The 20343-nt window shown below is 54.0% G+C and carries 16 protein-coding genes; 9 read left to right on the top strand and 7 right to left on the bottom strand.

Annotated features, from left to right (window positions below; all coding sequences use genetic code 11):
• Positions 1-2451: a GcvT family protein gene (locus F7R27_RS04785; protein WP_151703070.1), complete on the bottom strand. Its 2451-nt coding sequence runs from the start codon at positions 2449-2451 to the stop codon at positions 1-3.
• Between the two features lie 289 nt (positions 2452-2740).
• The gene (locus F7R27_RS04790) at positions 2741-4192 is read right to left on the bottom strand and encodes a diguanylate cyclase domain-containing protein (protein ID WP_151703071.1); all 1452 of its coding nucleotides are present in this window, start codon (positions 4190-4192) and stop codon (positions 2741-2743) included.
• 124 nt (positions 4193-4316) lie between these two features.
• Here F7R27_RS04790 and copM point away from each other — a divergent pair, with 124 nt between their 5' ends.
• Positions 4317-4694 carry a CopM family metallochaperone gene (copM, locus tag F7R27_RS04795; protein ID WP_151703072.1) on the top strand — a complete coding sequence of 126 codons (378 nt, stop codon included), beginning with the start codon at positions 4317-4319 and terminating at the stop codon, positions 4692-4694.
• Between the two features lie 39 nt (positions 4695-4733).
• On the opposite strand, the gene F7R27_RS04800 is transcribed toward copM, so the two are convergent.
• Both F7R27_RS04800 and pyrC read right to left on the bottom strand, forming a co-directional pair.
• Entirely contained in the window at positions 4734-6965 is a 2232-nt protein-coding gene (locus tag F7R27_RS04800; RefSeq protein ID WP_151703073.1) for an NADP-dependent isocitrate dehydrogenase, read from the bottom strand.
• A gap of 179 nt (positions 6966-7144) precedes the next feature.
• Positions 7145-8203, bottom strand: a complete 1059-nt coding sequence (gene pyrC, locus F7R27_RS04805; RefSeq protein ID WP_151703074.1) for a dihydroorotase — start codon at positions 8201-8203, stop codon at positions 7145-7147.
• Between the two features lie 162 nt (positions 8204-8365).
• On the opposite strand from pyrC, the gene F7R27_RS04810 reads away from it, so the two are divergent.
• The 8 genes from F7R27_RS04810 to F7R27_RS04845 all read left to right on the top strand — a co-directional run bounded on the left by F7R27_RS04810 (position 8366) and on the right by F7R27_RS04845 (position 18742).
• Complete coding sequence (locus tag F7R27_RS04810) at positions 8366-10000, top strand: alpha/beta hydrolase (RefSeq protein ID WP_151703075.1); 1635 nt, start codon at positions 8366-8368, stop codon at positions 9998-10000.
• A gap of 139 nt (positions 10001-10139) precedes the next feature.
• The gene (locus F7R27_RS04815; RefSeq protein WP_151703076.1) at positions 10140-10319 is read left to right on the top strand and encodes a DUF6435 family protein; all 180 of its coding nucleotides are present in this window, start codon (positions 10140-10142) and stop codon (positions 10317-10319) included.
• Positions 10319-10693, top strand: a complete 375-nt coding sequence (locus tag F7R27_RS04820) for a thiol-disulfide oxidoreductase DCC family protein (protein ID WP_151703077.1) — start codon at positions 10319-10321, stop codon at positions 10691-10693. Before F7R27_RS04815 ends, F7R27_RS04820 begins: the two co-directional genes overlap by 1 nt.
• Before the next feature lie 153 nt (positions 10694-10846).
• On the top strand, positions 10847-11920 hold the full coding sequence (locus F7R27_RS04825; protein ID WP_151703078.1) for an NAD(P)-dependent alcohol dehydrogenase: 1074 nt from the start codon (positions 10847-10849) through the stop codon (positions 11918-11920).
• Between the two features lie 223 nt (positions 11921-12143).
• Positions 12144-14318 (top strand): catalase/peroxidase HPI, encoded by a 2175-nt coding sequence (gene katG, locus F7R27_RS04830; RefSeq protein ID WP_151703079.1) that lies wholly within the window; start codon positions 12144-12146, stop codon positions 14316-14318.
• Positions 14319-14459: 141 nt separating this feature from the next.
• Positions 14460-17693 carry a DEAD/DEAH box helicase gene (locus F7R27_RS04835; protein WP_168927427.1) on the top strand — a complete coding sequence of 1078 codons (3234 nt, stop codon included), beginning with the start codon at positions 14460-14462 and terminating at the stop codon, positions 17691-17693.
• Between the two features lie 102 nt (positions 17694-17795).
• A complete protein-coding gene (locus F7R27_RS04840; RefSeq protein ID WP_151703081.1) occupies positions 17796-18227 on the top strand; it encodes an antitoxin Xre/MbcA/ParS toxin-binding domain-containing protein in 432 nt (143 codons plus the stop codon).
• Positions 18227-18742, top strand: coding sequence for an RES family NAD+ phosphorylase (locus tag F7R27_RS04845; protein WP_151703082.1), 516 nt, complete (start codon positions 18227-18229; stop codon positions 18740-18742). The genes F7R27_RS04840 and F7R27_RS04845 overlap by 1 nt, the downstream gene beginning before the upstream one ends.
• A 4-nt stretch (positions 18743-18746) precedes the next feature.
• Here the strand turns inward: F7R27_RS04845 and nadS are convergent, their stop codons facing one another.
• The 3 genes from nadS to F7R27_RS04860 all read right to left on the bottom strand — a co-directional run bounded on the left by nadS (position 18747) and on the right by F7R27_RS04860 (position 20314).
• Positions 18747-19049, bottom strand: coding sequence for a NadS family protein (nadS, locus tag F7R27_RS04850; protein WP_151703083.1), 303 nt, complete (start codon positions 19047-19049; stop codon positions 18747-18749).
• An 11-nt stretch (positions 19050-19060) separates the two neighbouring features.
• Positions 19061-19381, bottom strand: a complete 321-nt coding sequence (locus F7R27_RS04855) for a type II toxin-antitoxin system RelE/ParE family toxin (RefSeq protein ID WP_151703084.1) — start codon at positions 19379-19381, stop codon at positions 19061-19063.
• Positions 19382-19546: 165 nt separating this feature from the next.
• Positions 19547-20314: a 3-hydroxyacyl-CoA dehydrogenase gene (locus F7R27_RS04860; protein ID WP_151703085.1), complete on the bottom strand. Its 768-nt coding sequence runs from the start codon at positions 20312-20314 to the stop codon at positions 19547-19549.
• Positions 20315-20343 lie beyond the last annotated feature (29 nt).

Genomic DNA, 20343 nt, shown 5'->3' on the forward strand with positions numbered 1-20343 from the left:
TCAGCACTTGATCCTCTTCATGTCAGGGTCATAGAAGGGGCGAAGACTTGCCACTACCTCATATCGCCTGGTGGCGACTTCAATCTCGTACTTACCCTCCATCACCCAGTCAGCAGTGACACCGCTGTCGTTACAGACATAGCCCAGGGCGATGTTGCCACCGATGAAGTGGCCGTACATGCCAGACGTGGTGCGGCCGACAATGTTTCCATCTCTGTAGATGGGTTCTTCATGATAACTGGTAGCCTCAGGATCAAGGAACTTGAACAGTACCAAGCGTTTTTTTATGCCCTCGGCTTTCTGCTTGAGCAATGCCTCTTTGCCAATGAAGCCGCCCGGCTTATTGAAGTCTGAGGCAAAGGACAATCCTGCCTCCAGTGGCGTGTCACCCTCCATCACGTCATGCCCAAAGTGGCGATAGCCCTTTTCTATTCGCAGGGAGTTCAGTGCATGGTAACCGCAGAGCTTCAGGCCGTGGGGCTCGCCTGCGGCAACGATTCTATCGAACACATCTGGTGCGAATTCGGTTGGAATGTACAGTTCCCAGCCCAGCTCTCCCACGTAGGTAATACGGCTTGCACGCACGCGGGCGTAGCCGAGTTCGATCTCCCTGGACGTCGCAAACGGGAAGCCTGCATTGGACAGGTCGTCAGTGGTGAGTGGCTGCAACAAGCTCCGGGCATTCGGGCCCATGATGCTGATTACAGTCATGGAGGAGGTGACATCAGTTATGACAAGGTTCGCCTCAGCCGGTGTGTTACGGCGTAGCCAGTTCAGCTCGCGGGTCTGAGTCCAGGGGCCCGTCACGATGAGGAAGGAGTCCTTCTCAAGACGTGTGACAGTCAGATCAGCTTCAATGCCACCCCGTTCATTCAGCCACTGGGTATAGACGATCCGACCCGGCTCGACATCGATGTTGTTACTGCAAATGCGGTTCATGACCGGCATGGCATCGCGGCCCTGGACCAGAATTTTGACAAAGGAACTTTGGTCGAACAGGCCGACAGCTGTGCGTGCGGCATGGTGCTCGGCTGCAGACCACTCGAACCAGTTTTGCTTACCCCAGCTGTAACCATATTCGGGCTTCTCACTTTCGGGTGCAAAGAAGTTCGCCCGCTCCCAACCGACAACTTCGCCGAAACAAGCATTGGCGGCAGCCAGGCGGTCATGAAGAATACTTTTGCGGGCGTTCCGTGCAGTCTCGAACTGACGGAACGGCCAGTGCATGGCATAGAGCAATCCCAGACCCTCGGTAGTGCGGTCATACAGATACTGAGAGTTGCCCTGAAAGGGCTGGTTACGCTTGATATCCACATCCCACAGATCCATTGGCGCATGACCCTTGACGATCCACTCGGCAAGCACCTTACCGGCACCTCCCGCTGATTGGATGCCCACCGAGTTGAACCCGGCAGCTACAAAATAGTTGCGTAACTCAGGAGCCTCTCCCAGGTGATAGCGATCGTCAGGTGTGAAACTTTCCGGGCCATTGAAGAAAACCTGCAGCCCGGTCTTCTCCAGCGCAGGGATACGACGAATCGCCGCTTCCAGGTAGGGTTCCAAGTGGTCGAAATCAGGTGGCAACTCATCAAAACTGAAGCTGTCAGGAATGCCTTCATGCCCCCACGGCTTGGCGTTGGGTTCGAACGTGCCGATCAGCAGCTTGCCGGCATCGGTCTTGAAGTAGTTGCAGCCATCCAGGTCCCGTAGCGTCGGCAGCATGATGCCGTTGATTTCCGGCATCGGCTCCGTCACGACGTAGTAGTGTTCTGCGGCATGCAGGGGAATGTTAACGCCGGCTTTCTTGCCGAAATTGCGTGCCCACATCCCCGCGCAATTAACAACAAATTCTGCATCGATATCACCCTGTGCTGTAACGACACCAGCCGCCTTGCCATCCTTGATTTTGATGTCCAGAACATGGGTGTTTTCAATGATTCTGGCGCCGCCCATTCGAGCACCCTTGGCAAGTGCCTGGGAGACGTCAACTGGATTGACCACACCGTCCAGCGGCAAGTACACACCGCCAACTATGTCTTCAATGTTCAGAAGTGGCCACAGGTCCAGAGCCTGCTCAGGGTTAACAACCTCGCATGGAAAACCGCAAAGCTTGGCCATTGATGCGCCGCGCTTAAGTTCAGTGAAACGTTCATGATGTGTGGCGACGCTCAATGAACCGTTGCGCACAAAACCTGTGGCCTGACCAGTTTCTGCCTCAAGGCCTTCATACAATCCAGCACTGTATTTCGCCAGCATGCTCATGTTGTAAGTTGCACGCAGGGTTGGTACCAGGCCTGCGGCATGCCAGGTCGTGCCGCAGGTCAGCGTCTTACGTTCCAGCAGTACAACATCCTTGATGCCCAGTTTGGTCAGGTGGTATGCAACGCTGCACCCGATAACCCCACCACCGACGATGACAACTCGAGCCGAACTTGGAACGCTATTACTCATACTGAAACCCCCGGACACGCTAGTGCTGTTTGATGATCAGGCGGCTGCTTATGGACATCCCATGTGGCAGAGGTTCTATCCTGTACCGGATAGACCGAACTTTGCCAAGGCTCATCCGTTCGATTAATCCTAAGGTGATGAAGAAGTCACTGCAAGCGTCGTTTTTTACCCGCTTTCCACAATACTTCACATCATTCTGGGCGGCATGACCGTGTGTGGAGTTGTTGAGCAAACCCTATACCCGTCTGGAGCTGGCGACCAAAGTGCGCAGTGTGCTGGGTGCAGATAATTAAACCTGGTCTTCTTCATAAAACTGGACTGTATTGCGTCCTGCTTCTTTTGCCTGATACATGGCCTTGTCGGCACATTTCAGAATGTCGTCTGGGCTGGTTTCATGGTCCTGAAACACAAACACGCCAATACTCGCCGAACAATGGTGTTCGACGATGCTCTTCGCTTCACCTTCGCGGGTGACGTTCAGTTGGTAGATATCGGATAGTCTGACGCGGATTTTTTCTGCGACTGCCCGGGCCTGGGCGATGGACTCAGCATGATCCATGACCAGCTCGCCAAGCATCACCACAAACTCATCACCGCCAAAGCGTGCGACTGAGTCCACCTCGCGCACGCAGCTTTTTAATCGATTTGCTGCTTCAATCAACAGCATATCACCGACAAGATGCCCATGTTTGTCATTCAGCGGCTTGAAGTTATCCAGGTCGATAAACATCAAGGCGCCATGACGCCCAGTACGCATGCTGGCAGCCAGTGTCTGGCTCAGGCGATCGCTGAGCAAGCGGCGGTTGGGGAGTTGGGTCAGGGTGTCGTAGAACGCCTGGTGATGTATCTGCTCCTCCAGCTGTTTACGTTTGGTTATTTCACGGGTGATACCGTGAAAGCCAATAATTTTACCTTGCTCGTCCCTTACTGCTTTTGAGAACACCTCTCCCCAGATAGTTCTGCCGTCCTTGCAGAGGTGGGGGGCCTCGAAGCTGACAAAGCCAAGGTGTTTTCCTTCCAGTTCAGCCTGTTGCCGCTTGCGCCATACTTCTGTGACGATGGCTGCCCCCTCTTCGGTGAACAGTTCCAGAACATGATGGCCGACCACCTCTTCTGCCTTGAAACCACGAAAGTATTCATCCGAGGGGCTGATGTAGGTGATACGAAGTTCGCTGTCAGCCCGCCAGATCACATCCAGCGTGTCTTCAGTCAGTAGCCTGTAGAACGCCTCACTTTCATTCAGCGTACGGGTGCGCTCTTCAACCAGGGCTTCGAGTTCCCGGTTGCGATCCTCCAAATTAGAGAGTGGATAGACTTCGCCATCCTGTGACAGGTGATAGGGAAATGAGATGCCGCTGTGGACAATTTTCCAGGCTTCGCCTTCAAGACGAAAAATGAGGGCTAGTCGCGCTATCTCTCGCGAAAGAATACTTTCGGGAACCGGCAGGTGAATGTTGAAAAAGGCGGTCACAGCAACGACATGATCGCTCAAATCCTGCATCGAGATATCGCGCAGTTCGATGCGTATGCGCCCCGGTACTTCGGAAAAATCCTGCCGGGTGATCTTGATCCACTCCTCTCGGTCTGTGACCAGAACAGTCCCGCCGCAGGTGTAGCCGCTGAAGTCTTCGCTGAATAAAGAGGTGAGCCGATCATCGCGTGAGGCATAGAGCTCAAGATACTCGTCAAATAGTGCGCGAATATTATGGTGGCGGTCAGGATGAAGAGTGGTGGAGGTCATGGAGAGCACTCATTTTTTGACACAGACTATATTATATAATCCGCACATACCATATCAGAACTTTAAGTTGATCATTTTGTCACAATAGCAGTGAAAATAATTTCATTTCTTACAAGGATAATTTATGCGCACATTGCTTTTATTAGGTAGCCTTCTGATCACTACTGGTATCGCTTTTGCTGGTGGTCATGAAAAAAAAGCACATCACGGGCACCAAAATCATGGTGCATCAACAGAGGCTGTTCCTGCATCTGTTGCTGCTTTCCAATCAGTCAATAGCATGATGCACGAAGCAATGAGTATTGAGTTCACAGGGGACGCTGATGTAGATTTTGTACGCGGAATGATTCCACATCATGAAGGTGCCGTTGGTATGGCAAAAGTTGTTCTTGAGCATGGTAATGATCCCGAGATTCGTGCTTTGGCTGAAGCAGTCATTGAAGCTCAAGAAGAAGAGATTGCTATGATGAAGCGCTGGTTGTCTGAGCGCGGGATTGATTAGAGCAGGAGCCCAGAGCAGGGCCCCTGCTTGAGTCAGATCTTAACGAAAGCTCGCCAGGATCTCATTCAGCGTTTTACTTGGACGCATCACTGTATCAGTTTTCGCGTGATCAGGGTGGTAGTAACCCCCCAGATCAGCAGGCTGTCCCTGAACTTCGCTCAGTTCAGACAGGATGAGATCCTGCTTCTCTTTAAGCGCTTTTGCCAGAGGCGCAAAGCGTGCTTTAAGATCTGCATCTTCGTTTTGAGCCGCCAACTCTTCAGCCCAGTACATGGCTAAGAAGAAGTGACTTCCACGGTTATCCAGCTCACCGGTTCTGCGTGAAGGGGATTTGTTGTTTTCCAGCAGGGTTTCGGTTGCACGATCCAGTGCCTGGCCCAGTACGCGTGCTTTTGGCAGGTTCTCTTTCAGGCCAAGCTCGTCAAGCGAAACCGCAATCGCCAGGAATTCACCCAGAGAGTCCCAACGCAAGTGATTTTCCTGCAGCACTTGCTGTACGTGTTTAGGTGCAGAACCACCGGCACCTGTTTCGTACATGCCACCACCAGCCAGCATCGGTACGATAGAGAGCATCTTCGCAGAGGTACCCAGTTCCATGATCGGGAACAGGTCGGTCAGATAGTCACGCAGTACGTTACCGGTTACAGAGATGGTGTCCTTGCCACGGATCAAACGTTCCATCGTACGACGAATCGCAGGAATGTATGAGCTCACACGGATATCCAGACCTTCGGTGTCGTGATCTTTCAGGTAAAGCTCAACTTTCTTGCGCAGTTCCTGATCATGAGCACGCTCCTGATCCAGCCAGAAGATCGCTGGTGTATTGGATTGACGTGAACGCGTAACAGCCAGTTTAACCCAGTCGCGGATCGCGGCATCTTTGGTCTGGCAAGCACGCCAGATGTCACCTTTTTCGACCTCGTGCTGCATGATCACGCTGCCGTCAGCTGCGTTCACTATGCGCATGATACCGTCTGCTTCCAGCTCAAAGGTTTTATCGTGCGAGCCGTATTCTTCAGCTTTCATCGCCATCAAACCAACATTAGGTACGGTACCCATGGTGGTTGGATCGAATGCGCCGTTGGTTTTGCAGAAGTTGATCATCTCCTGGTAGATGCGCGCATAGGTACTTTCAGGCATGACTGCCTTAGTATCTTTTGGCTTACCATCCTGCCCCCACATTTGACCGGAGTTACGGATCATCGCAGGCATGGAGGCATCGACGATAACATCGCTCGGGATGTGCAGGTTGGTGATCCCTTTGACAGAGTCCACCATCGCCATTTCAGGACGACCTGCATAGCAGGCGTGGATGTCTACTTCGATCTCTTCCTGCTTGGAGTGTGGCAGTGTTTTGATTTTCTCATAAACACTGTTCAGACCGTTATTAGGGTTCACTCCCAGCTCTTTGAAGAGGTCGGCATGTTTCTCAAACACATCTTTATAATAAACGGTAACAGCATGACCGAACACAATCGGGTGAGATACTTTCATCATGGTGGCTTTTACGTGCAGCGACCACATCACACCTGAATCTTTACAGTCATTCAGGGTATATTCGAAGAAATCACGCAGCGCTTTGGCGCTCATGAACATTCCGTCAAGCACTTCACCTTTTTCGAGGTGCAGCTCTTTTTTCACCTCAACCTTACCATCCTTGCCGACGAACTCGATGCGCACATCGGTCTCTTCAGTCATGGTGGTGGATTTTTCACTTGAGTAGAAGTCGCCGCCATTCATGTAATCCGCGTGTGAACGAGAAGCCTTGCTCCAGGCACCCATGGAATGAGGGAATTTGCGAGCAAAAGCTTTAACGGCTGGCGGGGCACGGCGGTCAGAGTTACCCTGGCGCAATACAGGGTTTACTGCGCTGCCAAGAATCTTGCTGTAGCGCTCACGTGCTTGCTTTTCTTCTTCAGTTTTTGGCTCATCCGGGAAGTCGGGGATGTTATAACCCTGAGACTGAAGCTCTTTGATACAGGCTTTTAACTGAGGAATAGAAGCACTGATATTCGGCAATTTAATGATGTTGGCCGATGGATCTTTGGTCAGCTCGCCCAGTTCTGCAAGAGTGTCTGCTACGCGCTGATCTTCCGTGAGGTTTTCAGGGAACGCAGCAAGTACACGGGCAGCAACTGAAATATCGCTTGTCTCAACACTGATTTCGGCAGCAGCAGTAAAGGTTCTAACGATAGGGAGGAGGGAAAAGGTCGCTAGAGCGGGTGCTTCGTCTGTGAGCGTATAGATAATTTTCGGACTGTTTTCTGTCATTTTATTCCCCAAATGGTATAGATGCAGCGCTTCAAATCTTTGTCTCAAGCGCTGGATTCGCTTTTCTCGGTGGTAATTCTACCTGAGTCAGTGACGATATGACGTTATTCTTAAGTCTCCCCCTGGAGAGTGGCCTTTTCGCGCTGACTGCTTTGCTGGTGTGAACTGCACGATGTTGATTATTGCGTCGGTATCGGCTGGAGGTTCATCAGCTTCCAATGCAGGGTTTCCCCGGCGCGCAGCGGTACGATTATATCACTGCCGAAGGGCATTTCATCCGCCACCTGCCATTCCTCTTTGATCAGGGTAATCTGATCGGTATTCCGAGGCAGGCCATAGAAGTCTGCACCATAAAAACTGGCGAAGCCTTCCAGCTTGTCCAGTGCACCCAGATCTTCAAAAATTTCTGCATAGAGCTCAATGGCGGCATAGGCACTGTAGCAACCGGCACAGCCGCAAGCATTTTCCTTTGCTCCCTTGGCATGGGGGGCGGAATCGGTGCCGAGGAAGAACTTGTGACTGCCACTGACCACAGCATCCTGCAGGGCCTGCTGATGGACACTGCGCTTGAGAATCGGCAGACAGTAGAGGTGAGGCCGAATACCGCCTACCAGCATATGATTACGGTTATAGGCCAGGTGCTGAGGGGTGATGGTTGCACCCACCTTGTCGCCGTGCGCCATTACAAACTCGGCGGCATCACGCGTGGTGATATGTTCTACTACCAGCTTCATTTGAGGGTGGCGTGATGCAAGCGGGGTCAGAATTTCGTCCAGAAACTGCTTCTCGCGGTCGAAAATATCCACATGGTTATGTGTGACCTCACCATGCACCAGCAATGGCATATCGGCTTCCGTAAGTGCGGCACAGATATCGTCCAGCCTACCGAGGTCTGTCAGCCCTGAGTCTGAGTTGGTGGTGGCGCCGGCAGGGTAGAGCTTCACTGCCTTGACATGCTCACTGGCACCGGCAGCAGCGATCATTTCGGCACTGGTGTTATCGGTCAGATAAAGGGTCATCAAGGGATCGAACGAAATGCCCGGTGGCACATGGGCCAGAATACGTTCACGATAGGCCAGCGCCTGCTGGGCGTCGGTCACGGGTGGCTTCAGGTTTGGCATTACTATGGCACGCCCCATCTGGCGGGCTGTGGCAGGGACTACATGCTGCAGCACCTCGCCATCACGCAGGTGCAGGTGCCAGTCATCGGGGCGGGTAATCGTCAGGCGGTCTGTCATGGTGTATGTGTTCCGTCAAATGAGTTGAGATATTTTACCACAGAGATAGGGTTTGGCTCAGGTCCAGAAGAGTTGTAACGAATGACACGGCCTGAGATTATTACCTCACCAGGTCATTACCATCTCGTCGATTCAGTATTTTGAGAGGTACCTCAAAAGATCATGCGATTTTTTTCCTATCCGAACATTGTGGGCCTGCTGCTCGGAACAGTGTTTTTTGCCTTTTCGCTGACGCCATCGCTCCTGCCAAGGCCTTTTCTGATTCAAGGCGTGCTTTCTGGCTTGTCGTTTACCGTAGGTTATGGTGTGGGCATCACGGGAGTCTGGCTCTGGTACTATCTGCAACTGCCGGTATTCCAATCGCGCTGGTCGTTTCGCTTGAAAATGGTGGCGATGCTGTTGTGTGTCCTGTTTGCCATCAGCTTCATCTGGCAGGCCTCAACCTGGCAAAATGCATTGCGTTCCATGATGGGGATGGAGCCCTCGACAGGTATACAGCCCATCATGTTGGGGCTGATAGCTGGGCTGGTGTTTCTGGTGGCTCTGGGTCTGGCGAGGCTGTTCAAATGGATCATGCACTCCCTGGCGATACGTTGGCGACGTTATGTGCCTGATCGTATCTCCTACATGACCAGCTTTCTGGTTGCTGCAGTGCTTTTCTGGTCAGTGATAGATGGCGTATTGATGAAGGGGCTTCTGCGTGCTGCTGACAGTTCCTTCCAGCAACTGGACTCACTGATTGATGATGATATGCCACTGCCGGCATTGGACATTCAAACAGGCAGCTCTGCCTCGTTGATCAGTTGGAAAGAGCTGGGCCGACAGGGGAGGAGGTTCGTCGCAGAGGGCCCCACGACTGAAGATCTGAGCGCCTATTTCAATACGCCACTCCCCACCCCCATTCGTGTTTATGTTGGTCTGGAGTCGGCCGAGACGCCTGAGCTCCGTGCAAAGCTTGCGTTGGAGGAGCTGAAGCGAGTCGGTGGCTTTGAGCGTTCTGTTCTGCTGCTGGTCACGCCGACCGGCACCGGCTGGATCGATTCGGACTCACTGGACACCTTTGAATACCTGCATCGTGGCGATGTGGCTACGGTGGCGGCGCAATACTCCTATTTGAACAGCCCTCTGACGATGCTGACAGCAGCTAAATATGGGGAGGAAGCTGCCCGTGCTTTGTTCACTGAAATATACGGCCACTGGCGTACCTTGCCGCGAGATACCCGCCCGCGCTTGTATCTGTCGGGCATGAGTCTGGGATCGCTGAACTCTGATCTTTCCTTTGATCTGTACGATATTATTGACGAGCCTTTTCACGGCGCCTTATGGGCAGGACCTCCGTTTCGCAACGACACCTGGCGGCGCATCACTGCTCAGAGAGATCCCGGCTCCCCTGCGTGGCTGCCGACATTTCGTGGCGGTTCAGTGGTGCGTTTCATGAATCAGGAGCAGGGGCTGGATCGTGGTTCTGTGGAGTGGGGGGCTTTCCGTATCGCCTTTTTGCAGTATGCCAGTGATCCGATCACTTTTTTCAATCCTCATATCGCCTGGACAGAACCGGATTGGATGCGTGAACCTCGTGGTCCGGATGTATCTCCTGACCTTCGCTGGTTTCCTGTCGTGACCATGCTGCAACTGGCTGCGGATACGATGTTTGGTACTGCTCCGAAGGGCTTTGGTCATGAATATGCACCGGAGCACTACATTGATGCCTGGCTGGCGCTGACAGAGCCAGCCGGTTGGAGTGAGTCCGACATCGATCAGTTGAAGTCTTATTTCAAAAGTCGGCAAAGTGATTGATGCCATTATTTGACCTGGTGCCAGCAGCTGTTATCGTCAGCCCGCTGACTATAATATCTTTCTTGGTATTGGACCTGCGTGCTGAACCAAAATCGCTCATATCCGTATCACTTGGAAATACATCTAAGAGGTACGTGCCATGTTTGGTCTTTTTAAGAGTTCTGTCTCAAGCCAGGTCAAAAAGCTGCAGAAAGCCTATGAGTCAAAACTGGGTGAGGCGATGCAGGCTCAGCGCAGGGGGGATATCCATAGTTATTCAATCCTGTCGGAAGAAGCAGATAAGCTGCACAAACAGCTGACTGAGATACAGCAGTCGTGATGCATGAGACGGATGCAACCGACGTACCACGGCTTTTCTACGATGGCAGTTGTTCACTGTGTCGGCGTGAAATTGATCATCTACGCAACCGTCTTGTGGCGCACTTCACACTGGTAGATATCAGTGATTCCGGCTTTGAATCCTGGCAGGGTGTAGGCCGCCTGGCGATGATGAAGAAAATTCATGTCTGGACAGGAGTTCATTTTCTGGTTGGCCTGGAAGCCAGTCTCTATTACTGGGAGAAAGTAGGCTGGACAATTCCCGTATCCATTATCAGATTGCCCGGGGTTCATCGTTTGGCCGGCTGGGCATATGATGGATGGGCAAACTGGCGTTTTCGGAAGCGAGCTCAGTGTGGTGTTTGTTCCCGCTGAACTTGAATTTGATCTGTAAGCAAATTAAATCAGATATCATCCACCTTTTACCTTCCATCGCTCAATCACCTTGACTTGTCTCAGGTCAATACACCACTTGCAATCCTGTGTTTCTGTACTTGACTGTAAGTCAGCAAAACAAGGAGACGAGCGATGTCCATGATGAAAGCTGCTGTGTTCGTAGAGCCAGGTCGCATTGAAATAACTGACAAACCCATTCCCGATATCGGTCCGAATGATGCGCTGATCCGCATCACCACAACTACTATCTGCGGTACCGATGTCCATATTCTGAAAGGCGAGTATCCGGTGGCACCCGGTTTGACCGTTGGCCATGAGCCGGTCGGTATCATCGAAAAACTGGGCAGCAATGTTGAGGGCTATACTGAAGGGCAGCGAGTGATAGCAGGGGCGATCTGTCCGAGCTTTACCTCATACGCCTGTCAGGATGGTTGCTCCGCACAGGATGGCGGCAGCCATTCGCATGGTTACAAACCGATGGGTGGTTGGCGCTTTGGCAACACGATTGATGGTACACAGGCTGAGTATGTGCGCGTGCCAGATGCTCAGGCCAACCTGACGCCAGTTCCTGATGGCCTGACCGATGAACAGGTACTGATGTGCCCGGACATCATGTCGACCGGCTTTGCCGGTGCTGAAGCTGCCAATATCCGGATTGGTGACACAGTGGCCGTTTTTGCACAGGGGCCTATCGGCCTGTGTGCCACCGCCGGTGCCAAACTGCGTGGCGCGGGACTGATCATAGTGGTGGATGGTGTGGACAAGCGCCTGCAGATGTCGCGTCAGCTGGGTGCGGATGTCACACTCAACTTCAACGAGGTGGATGTGATTGATGAGATCATGAAAATCACCGGTGGACGTGGTGTTGATGCATCAATCGAAGCACTCGGTCTGCAGTCGACCTTTGAGGCAGCGTTGCGTGTCCTGAAGCCGGGCGGCACCTTATCCAGTCTGGGTGTTTACTCAGGTGACCTGACCATTCCTCTGGGGGCCTTCTGCGCCGGGCTGGGGGATCATAAAATCGTGACCTCGCTTTGCCCCGGTGGTAAGGAGCGGATGCGACGTCTGATGCAGATCATCTCCAGTGGGCGTATAGATCTCGGGCCTATGGTGACGCATCAGTTTGCGCTGGATAGCATTGTGGACGCCTATGACCTGTTTGCTCATCAGCGTGACGGAGTGCTCAAGGTGGCGATCAAACCCTGATAAGGGGAGGAATAATAATCTGCTGCAGAACCCCTTTTCGGTGCGGCCCTGATACGAGCAATCGGGCCGCATGGATGAATAAAAAATATCTATCGTGACAGTAGGGAAATAAAATCGCTGAAACCACATGCTGCGTCTGGTTTTCATCTATCCTGATACATGACTGAGGACGTGCCGGGTAATCAGGCACAGTCAGAAATAATGTCATTAACAGGAGTGTGATATGGATAACAAGAATACCGGTTCTGCTGGTCAATGCCCCGTGATGCATGGCGCCAACACTGCCAGCAGCAAAACCAATATGGCCTGGTGGCCAAACTCACTCAACCTTAACATCCTCCACCAGCACGACACCAAGACCAACCCTCTGGGAGAGAGCTTCAACTATCGCGAAGAGGTGAAAAAGCTTGATGTCGCGGCTCTGAAAAAAGATCTCACCGCGCTGATGACCGACAGTCAGGACTGGTGGCCAGCCGACTGGGGCCACTATGGCGGCCTGATGATCCGTATGGCCTGGCATGCAGCCGGCACCTATCGTGTGGCAGATGGTCGTGGTGGCGCTGGCACGGGCAACCAACGCTTTGCCCCGCTCAACTCCTGGCCGGATAACGGCAACCTCGACAAGGCGCGGCGTCTGCTCTGGCCGATCAAGAGAAAATACGGTAACAAGCTCAGCTGGGCCGACCTGATCATTCTGGCTGGCAATGTGGCCTATGAATCAATGGGCTTCAAGACCTATGGTTTTGCGTTTGGTCGCCCGGATATCTGGCACCCGGAAGAGGATATCTACTGGGGCTCCGAGAAGGAGTGGCTGGCGCCAACCGACAACCCGAACAGCCGCTATTCCGGTGAGCGTGATCTTGAAAATCCGCTGGCTGCGGTGATGATGGGCCTGATTTACGTGAATCCGGAAGGGGTTGATGGCAAGCCTGATCCGCTGAAAACCGCCCAGGATGTCCGTATCACCTTTGCCCGTATGGCGATGAATGACGAGGAAACAGTTGCACTGACGGCCGGTGGTCATACGGTGGGTAAGGCACATGGCAATGGTGATGCCAGTCTGCTCGGGCCAGAGCCGGAGGGCGCGGATATTGAGGATCAGGGCTTTGGCTGGCTGAACAAAACCAAACGTGGTGTTGGCAGTAATGCTGTCACCAGTGGCCTGGAAGGCGCCTGGACTACCAATCCCACCAAGTGGGACAACGGCTATTTCGAGCTGCTGCTAAATCATGAGTGGGAGCTGAAGAAAAGTCCGGCTGGCGCCTGGCAGTGGGAACCGGTCAGCATCAAGGAGGAAGATAAGCCGCTGGATGCCGAAAATCCATCAGTTCGTCATAACCCGATCATGACTGATGCCGACATGGCAATGAAGATGGATCCTGAGTATCGCAAGATCTCCGAGCGTTTCTACAAAGATCCTGCAGCTTTTGAAGACGCCTTCGCCCGCGCCTGGTTCAAACTGACTCACCGTGATATGGGGCCGAAAGCCCGTTATATCGGTCCTGAGGTACCCCAGGAAGACCTCTCCTGGCAGGACCCGATTCCGGCTGGGAACAGCAATTATGATGTGGCTGCCGTCAAGGCGAAGATTGCCGCCAGTGGGCTGAGTCTCAGTGATATGGTGACAACTGCCTGGAACAGTGCGCGGACTTTCCGCGGCTCCGATATGCGCGGTGGGGCCAATGGGGCTCGTATTCGGCTGGCGCCACAGAAGGACTGGGAAGGTAATGAACCTGCCCGTCTGGCTAAGGTGCTGGGAGTACTGGAGGGGATCGCTTCAGAAACCGGTGCCAGTGTGGCGGATGTGATCGTACTGGCCGGTAATGTCGGCATTGAGCAGGCGGCACAGGCTGCCGGTGTCAAGGTTGATGTGCCGTTTGCGCCGGGTCGGGGTGATGCCACACAGGAGATGACTGATATTGATTCCTTCAGCTATCTGGAGCCGGTTCATGATGGCTTCCGTAACTGGCAGAAGAAGGACTATGTGGTCAGTCCTGAAGAGATGCTGCTGGATCGCGCCCAGTTGCTCGGCCTGACGGCACCTGAAATGACGGTGCTGATTGGCGGTATGCGTGTGCTCGGCACCAACCACGGTGGCACGGCTCATGGTGTGTTTACGGATCGTGTCGGTGCCCTGACTAACGACTTCTTCGTCAATCTGACCGATATGGCCAATACCTGGAAGCCGGTGGGCAAGAACCTCTATGAGATCCGTGATCGGAAAACCGATCAGGTGAAGTGGACCGCCACCCGCGCGGATCTGGTATTTGGTTCCAACTCCATTCTGCGCTCCTATGCCGAGGTCTATGCTCAGGACGACTCGAAAGAGAAGTTCGTGCAGGATTTTGTCAAGGTCTGGACCAAAGTGATGAATGCCGATCGGTTTGATCTGGCCTGATCCACGCTGAGTGATCCGCAGGGCACCTCCTTCGGGACGTGCCCTGCTTCCCTTCTGATTCCCCGTTATCTGCTCCCTGTCAGTTTTTGCTCACCCCTTCCCACTGTCCACTGTTACTGATAGATGGATAGATCCTGTATCATGGCTGTTTTCAACGACCAAGACCAGACCATGCTGATCTATAACCGTGCAGATATTGCCCTGATAACGAGCCAGGCGGCGTTTCAGCGGGGTGAGCGATATTACGAACAGGGGCGGGTGATACTGCTGACTCAGAAACATGATGCCAGCCGTATCCGTGCACTGGTGGCCGGCTCCGGTTCACGGCCCTATGAAGTGGATCTGCAGCAGGATGAGGATGGTCTGTATGGGCTCTGTTCCTGCCCGGTAGGGCATGATTGCAAGCATGTGGTAGCAACGGCCCTGACCTGGCTGGAGGAGTATGGAAGCCACATGTCACGTGAGGCAGTGGATGAGGCTCTGCCATCCTGGGAACACTGGCTGGCATCGATGCCGACGTCGGTGGCTGATAAGGAGCCCGGAGCCCTGGAACCTGCCCGTCACTATCTCCTGTATGAGCTGCAACAGTCGGCGACCGGCCGGCTGGAGGTGAGCATGCAGAAGGGATATCTGAAGAAGAATGGCGACTGGAGCCAGTTGCGCCACTATAGCCCTGACCTCTATCGTATCAGTTACGACGTGCCTGAATTCATGACTCCGCAGGATCTTTCTGTGTTGCGCTTGCTCAAGGGCAGTGAGAACCCTTTTTATGGCTATGTGCTGGAGGGTGAGCGCGGCGCACTGTTGTTACAGCAGATGCTGCTGACACAGCGTTTACGTATGAAGAGCAGTGATCTCTGGATCAGGGCAGGGCACGATCAGCCGTTGAGCTGGTGCTGGCAGGAGATAAACGGCTCCAGCCGGTTGCAGCCGACCTTGGGTGAGGGGCAGGCATGCCAGGTGTTGCCCGTGACACCACCTTTTTATCTCATCGAGCAGCCGACTGAGCAGCGGTGTGTCATGGGCACACTGCTGACGGATATCCCCGTCAATCAGGTTGCTCATCTGGCATCGATGCCGGCCATTCCCCGGTCTGATCTGCCGCGCGCTGCACTGATGCTGCGCCACCGGTTCCGAACCGATCAGCTGCCCTTGCCTGAAACGGTTGACGAGGTGGAGGAGGTCAACTCGTTCACCCCGATCCTGACGCTGATCTCATCGGTAGGTGGCGATAGTATCCGCTTGCCCGGAATTCTGGTGACATTCGACTACGCGGGCTATCGGATCAGCTTCCAAGCAGACGATTATTCTGATCAGCCGGAGAATCCGGTGATCACGCTGCAGGACAAGACCCGCTTGGTACGACGTGACTATGAAGCAGAAGAGGGCGTTTTGGACGCGCTAGCCCAACTGGACTTGCGGATCTTTGGGCAGGAGGAGTCGGGGAAGTGGATCTGGCAACCGATCAGCAGCTCTGCGGCTGACTTTCTGAACCGCTGGCAGTCCCTGTTGGATGACGCGCTGCCTGCGTTTCAGGCACAGGGTTGGCAGGTGGAGATAGACCCGAGTTACCACTTTGAGGTCAGTCGTACCACCTTTGATATCCGTGTCAGTGATGGCGCTGATCACTGGTTTGAGTTTGGCCTGCGGCTGCCACTGGGTGATCAGTTGCTGGATACCCGCATTGTGATCGGCGAGTGGCTAGCGCAGGGGATGCCGAATGAGGTGGTGCTGGTGTCCGAGACGGGCTGGTTGCGGGTAGACGCTGGTCCGTTGCGTCCCGTGCATGGCCTGATTCTGGAGCTTTATCAGCAGAACCGGTTGCAGGCGCCGGTCACACTGCCGCCTTTCCAGGCGGTGCAGTTGATTGAGCAGGCGGATCTGGATCTGCGCGAAGCACCACTGACCGAGGAACTGATGCAACAGTTGAAAGCCTTCAATGGGCTGCAGCCTGTTCAGACCCCTTCAGGGCTCAGAGCAGAGCTCAGACATTATCAGCAACAGGGGCTGGCCTGGCTGGATTTTCTGCAGCAATACGGCTTTGGTGGCATCCTCGCGGATGATATGGGGTTGGGCAAAACCCTGCAGACACTGGCCCTGATTCAGCGCATGAAGGAGCAGGGCAGACTGACCAGTCCGGCTCTGGTCATCGCACCGACCAGCCTGATGGGCAACTGGCTGCATGAGGCTCGTCAATTCACACCGGATCTGAATGTCTGCCTTATCCATGGCCCTCAGCGTGCTGAGCAGTTTGAACAGATGGGCGGCAGCGATCTTGTCATCACCAGCTATCCGTTGCTGCTGCGGGATCTGCCACACTACGCAGCTATCAACCTCAGCCTGCTGGTGTTGGATGAGGCGCAAGCGATCAAGAATCCCAAGACCAAACTGGCGAGTGCTGTGCGCAGGCTGACGGCGCAGCGCCGCCTCTGCCTGACCGGCACACCACTGGAGAATCATCTGGGCGAACTCTGGGCGCTGATGGACTTCGCACTGCCCGGCCTGCTGGGGGGATGGGCTGACTTCAACGAGCAGTTTCGTAACCCGATAGAACAGGCGGGTGATCGTGATCGCCAGCAGTTGCTGGCCAGCCGAGTAGCCCCCTTCATACTACGCCGAACCAAGCGCGAGGTGGTGGCGGAGTTGCCGCCGAAAAGTGAAATGGTACAGCATGTCGAGCTGGGTGGTCGGCAGCGTGAGCTGTATGAAGCGATCCGAGTCAGCATGGAGAAACGGGTGCGGGATCTGATCGCCAGTAAAGGCCTTGCCCGCAGCCGGATCGAGTTTCTGGATGCGCTGCTGAAGCTGCGTCAGGCCTGCATTGATCCGCGTCTGGTCAAGCTGGATCAGGCCGGCAGCATCACTCAGAGTGCCAAGCTGGAGTGGCTGGAAGATAATCTGCCCGAGATGGTGGAGGAGGGGCGCCAGATCCTGCTCTTCTCTCAGTTCACTCAGGTGCTGGGGCTGGTTGAATCGCTGCTGATCAAGCAGGGTATTGAGTATGCCAAACTGACCGGTCAGACGCGCAAGCGCCAGCAGATGATCGACCGCTTTCAGTCGGGTGAAGCAAGGGTGTTTCTGATCAGCCTCAAGGCGGGCGGCAGTGGCCTTAACCTCACAGCAGCCGATACCGTGATCCATATCGATCCCTGGTGGAATCCGGCAGTCGAGCAGCAAGCAACCGATCGCGCTTACCGCATCGGGCAGGACAAGCCGGTGTTCGTCTACAAACTGGTGGCCTCCGACACAGTCGAAGAACGTATTCAACAGATGCAACAGAAAAAACAGGCCCTGGCCGATGCGCTGTTTGATGCCACAGGCAGTGCCAGCCTGCCATCTGATGGTGAGCAGTTACTGGCACTGCTGGCGGGGTGAATCGCCCTCGGTTGGCGTGTGTAATATCTGATAACATCAAATTGATGTCAGTGGTTGCTGATTTTGATGTATGATAGAGGCTGATGTGACGGGAGATTTATCATGCAGGCATCTATCAGTACCAATCTTCATAAAGGGAAGTTGCCGATTTCAGATTTGGCATTTACCGATCAGGCAGAGTTTATTCGGACTGTCAGACAGGGCCTACCCGGATCGGTGGTGCAATCGGCGATTGAGTTACTGGGTGATCGGGATATCTTTATTCGTCTACTGAATACCACATCAGGCAACCTGAGCCGTTTTTATCGCAAGAAAAACCTTGGCCGGGTCGACTCGGAAGAGCTGCTTGATACGCTGCGTGTCTTTTTTCAGGCCCAAGGGGTGTGGGAGAGTGATGACCTGGCCCGTGAGTGGTTGCATACGGCGGTTCCCGCGCTTAATGGCGAGCGCCCGATCGATCTTTTCGATACTTTCGAGGGACGAAACTGGGTGCGCCAGGTGCTGCGCAAGATCGAGCGGGGCGAATTTTCCTGATGCGCCACCTCTATCGCATTGGTCCCGAACAGTTTCTGGAGAATTACTCAGGTCTGGGTGCCAGTTATCGTGATGGAGGGCGGTGGAACAGCTCGGGTCATCCCGTACTTTATTTCGCCTTGTCACCGGCAACTGCCTTGCTGGAGATGGCCAACTACTTGCCATCTCCACGTCTGGTCCCGCCTGCATATCGTCTGGGGGTTTATGAGTTGGCTGATACCAGCTCAATTGCGCGATTGCCCGAGAGCGAGTGGCCGGCAGATTGGGCGCAGTATCCCTATCCGTTGTCCACCCAGTTGATCGGTGATCGTTGGCTGATGGCGGGGCATGAACTGGGCTTGATTCTGCCCAGTGCTGCCGTACCCGGCGGTATGGAGTCCATCATGCTGGTTAATCCTCAGCACTCTGCCAGTCAGTCAATACGTTTGATTCGCCAGATCAGTGATCTGTACAACGCGCGCGCCTTCAGCGGTATTGGCTCCGGGAAAAGGAGCGCCGGGGCTTTAGGAGGCTGAGCCATTAACCTGTCTGCTCCAGAATCTGAATGGTTTTTACTGGGTCAGCCTCAATCAGTGTCAGTAGCTTCTTGGTTGGACCAGACGGATTGCGGCGTTTGGTCTCCCAGCTTTTAACAGACTCAATGCTTGCGCCAATGATGCGGGCGAACTCCTGTCGTGATTTGCCAGAAACCTCCCGTATTTTTTTTACATCCGGGGTGCTGAAATGATGGACAGCGGAATCTGCTGGTAAGAGATCGCCTTTCTCAATGGCAACCATCTCCTCGGCACTGGCGAGGAGATCAGAGAACAGTTCGTCTTTCATGTCTAACTCCGTCAGTTGAGCTTATCTGTAATCGCTTTGAGTTGGGCTTTCTGGCTATCAGTGAGGTTGTCCTGCTCATTTTTTTGATAGATCAATGCCAAAAATAATCTGCCTGTGGAGGGCGTCAGGTTGTAGTATATGACCCGGACACCACTGCTCTTGCCCTTACCTGGTAAAGCCCAGCGTAGCTTTCTGAACCCACCTGTACCTTCAAGACGGCTGCCAGCTTCAGGGTTCACAATAAGTGCCTCTTGCATCTGGCGAAAATTGTCGTCGGACAGCAGCTCTTTTCGGCGCTTGCTGAATCCTGCCAGTTCAATAAAAGTTATCATCTTCCGTGTACCTAGTACATGACAATAGGTACATTGTACCCTTTTTAGGGAGGATGTACAGAGGCCCTCATGTTGGGAAATGGACATTCACAAGATCGGAGATTTGTCTGACTCAGGAGAGAAATCCCGCTGTGCGCGGTGTATCGACAGCGGGTCGGGCGGTGACTACTTCGCCTCCATCCGTATTCCCCCATCCAGGCGGATCACTTCACCGTTGAGGTAGGAATTCTGGATGATATGGGCGGCCAGTGAGGCGTATTCTGCCGGGGCGCCGAAGCGTTTTGGGTGTTGTACCATCTTGATCAGTGGATCGCGCACCTCATCCGGCATCGCCATCATCATCGGTGTATCAAAGATACCGGGAGCAATCGTCATGACACGAATACCGACTCCGGCCAGATCGCGTGCGATCGGCAGAGTCATGCCGCAGACACCCGCTTTGCTGGCACTGTAGGCGGCCTGGCCGATCTGTCCATCGAAAGCGGCAACAGATGCAGTGTTGATGATCACGCCACGCTCGCCGTTGGTATCCGGTTCGTTGTTAGCCATTTCAGCAGCAGCGAGGCGCAGCACATTGAAGGTGCCGATCAGATTGATGTTGATCACCTGAGAGAATTTCTCCAGTGCCAGTGGGCCGTTGCGTCCGACCGTTTTACCGGCCGGGGCGATACCGGCGCAGTTGATGCAGACATGGATCGTGCCGAAGGCTTCCACCACCTGGCGAATGGCGCTCTCGACAGAGGTGGCATCGGTGACATCCACGCGGGCAAACAGGGTATTACTGCCGAGCTCTGCTGCCAGTGCCTCTCCAGCCTCCTGATTCAGATCGAAGATCGCCACTTTGGCTCCCTGAGCAGCCAGTTGTTGTGAGGTGACCAGGCCAAGGCCCGATGCGCCGCCGGTGATGATGACGACTTTGTCTTTGATATCCATGGTGTAATCCTTGAAAGGTTCAGTATCTG

Source organism: Nitrincola alkalilacustris (assembly GCF_008973755.1).
GTDB lineage: Bacteria > Pseudomonadota > Gammaproteobacteria > Pseudomonadales > Balneatricaceae > Nitrincola > Nitrincola alkalilacustris.

Bases quoted from the DNA above. Each gene is read 5' to 3' on its own strand.
- F7R27_RS04785 (WP_151703070.1), bottom strand. From the start codon at position 2,451: ATGAGTAATAGCGTTCCAAGTTCGGCTCGAGTTGTCATCGTCGGTGGT.
- F7R27_RS04790 (WP_151703071.1), bottom strand. From the start codon at position 4,192: ATGACCTCCACCACTCTTCATCCTGACCGCCACCATAATATTCGCGCA.
- copM (WP_151703072.1), top strand. From the start codon at position 4,317: ATGCGCACATTGCTTTTATTAGGTAGCCTTCTGATCACTACTGGTATC.
- F7R27_RS04800 (WP_151703073.1), bottom strand. From the start codon at position 6,965: ATGACAGAAAACAGTCCGAAAATTATCTATACGCTCACAGACGAAGCA.
- pyrC (WP_151703074.1), bottom strand. From the start codon at position 8,203: ATGACAGACCGCCTGACGATTACCCGCCCCGATGACTGGCACCTGCAC.
- F7R27_RS04810 (WP_151703075.1), top strand. From the start codon at position 8,366: ATGCGATTTTTTTCCTATCCGAACATTGTGGGCCTGCTGCTCGGAACA.
- F7R27_RS04815 (WP_151703076.1), top strand. From the start codon at position 10,140: ATGTTTGGTCTTTTTAAGAGTTCTGTCTCAAGCCAGGTCAAAAAGCTG.
- F7R27_RS04820 (WP_151703077.1), top strand. From the start codon at position 10,319: ATGCATGAGACGGATGCAACCGACGTACCACGGCTTTTCTACGATGGC.
- F7R27_RS04825 (WP_151703078.1), top strand. From the start codon at position 10,847: ATGTCCATGATGAAAGCTGCTGTGTTCGTAGAGCCAGGTCGCATTGAA.
- katG (WP_151703079.1), top strand. From the start codon at position 12,144: ATGGATAACAAGAATACCGGTTCTGCTGGTCAATGCCCCGTGATGCAT.
- F7R27_RS04835 (WP_168927427.1), top strand. From the start codon at position 14,460: ATGGCTGTTTTCAACGACCAAGACCAGACCATGCTGATCTATAACCGT.
- F7R27_RS04840 (WP_151703081.1), top strand. From the start codon at position 17,796: ATGCAGGCATCTATCAGTACCAATCTTCATAAAGGGAAGTTGCCGATT.
- F7R27_RS04845 (WP_151703082.1), top strand. From the start codon at position 18,227: ATGCGCCACCTCTATCGCATTGGTCCCGAACAGTTTCTGGAGAATTAC.
- nadS (WP_151703083.1), bottom strand. From the start codon at position 19,049: ATGAAAGACGAACTGTTCTCTGATCTCCTCGCCAGTGCCGAGGAGATG.
- F7R27_RS04855 (WP_151703084.1), bottom strand. From the start codon at position 19,381: ATGATAACTTTTATTGAACTGGCAGGATTCAGCAAGCGCCGAAAAGAG.
- F7R27_RS04860 (WP_151703085.1), bottom strand. From the start codon at position 20,314: ATGGATATCAAAGACAAAGTCGTCATCATCACCGGCGGCGCATCGGGC.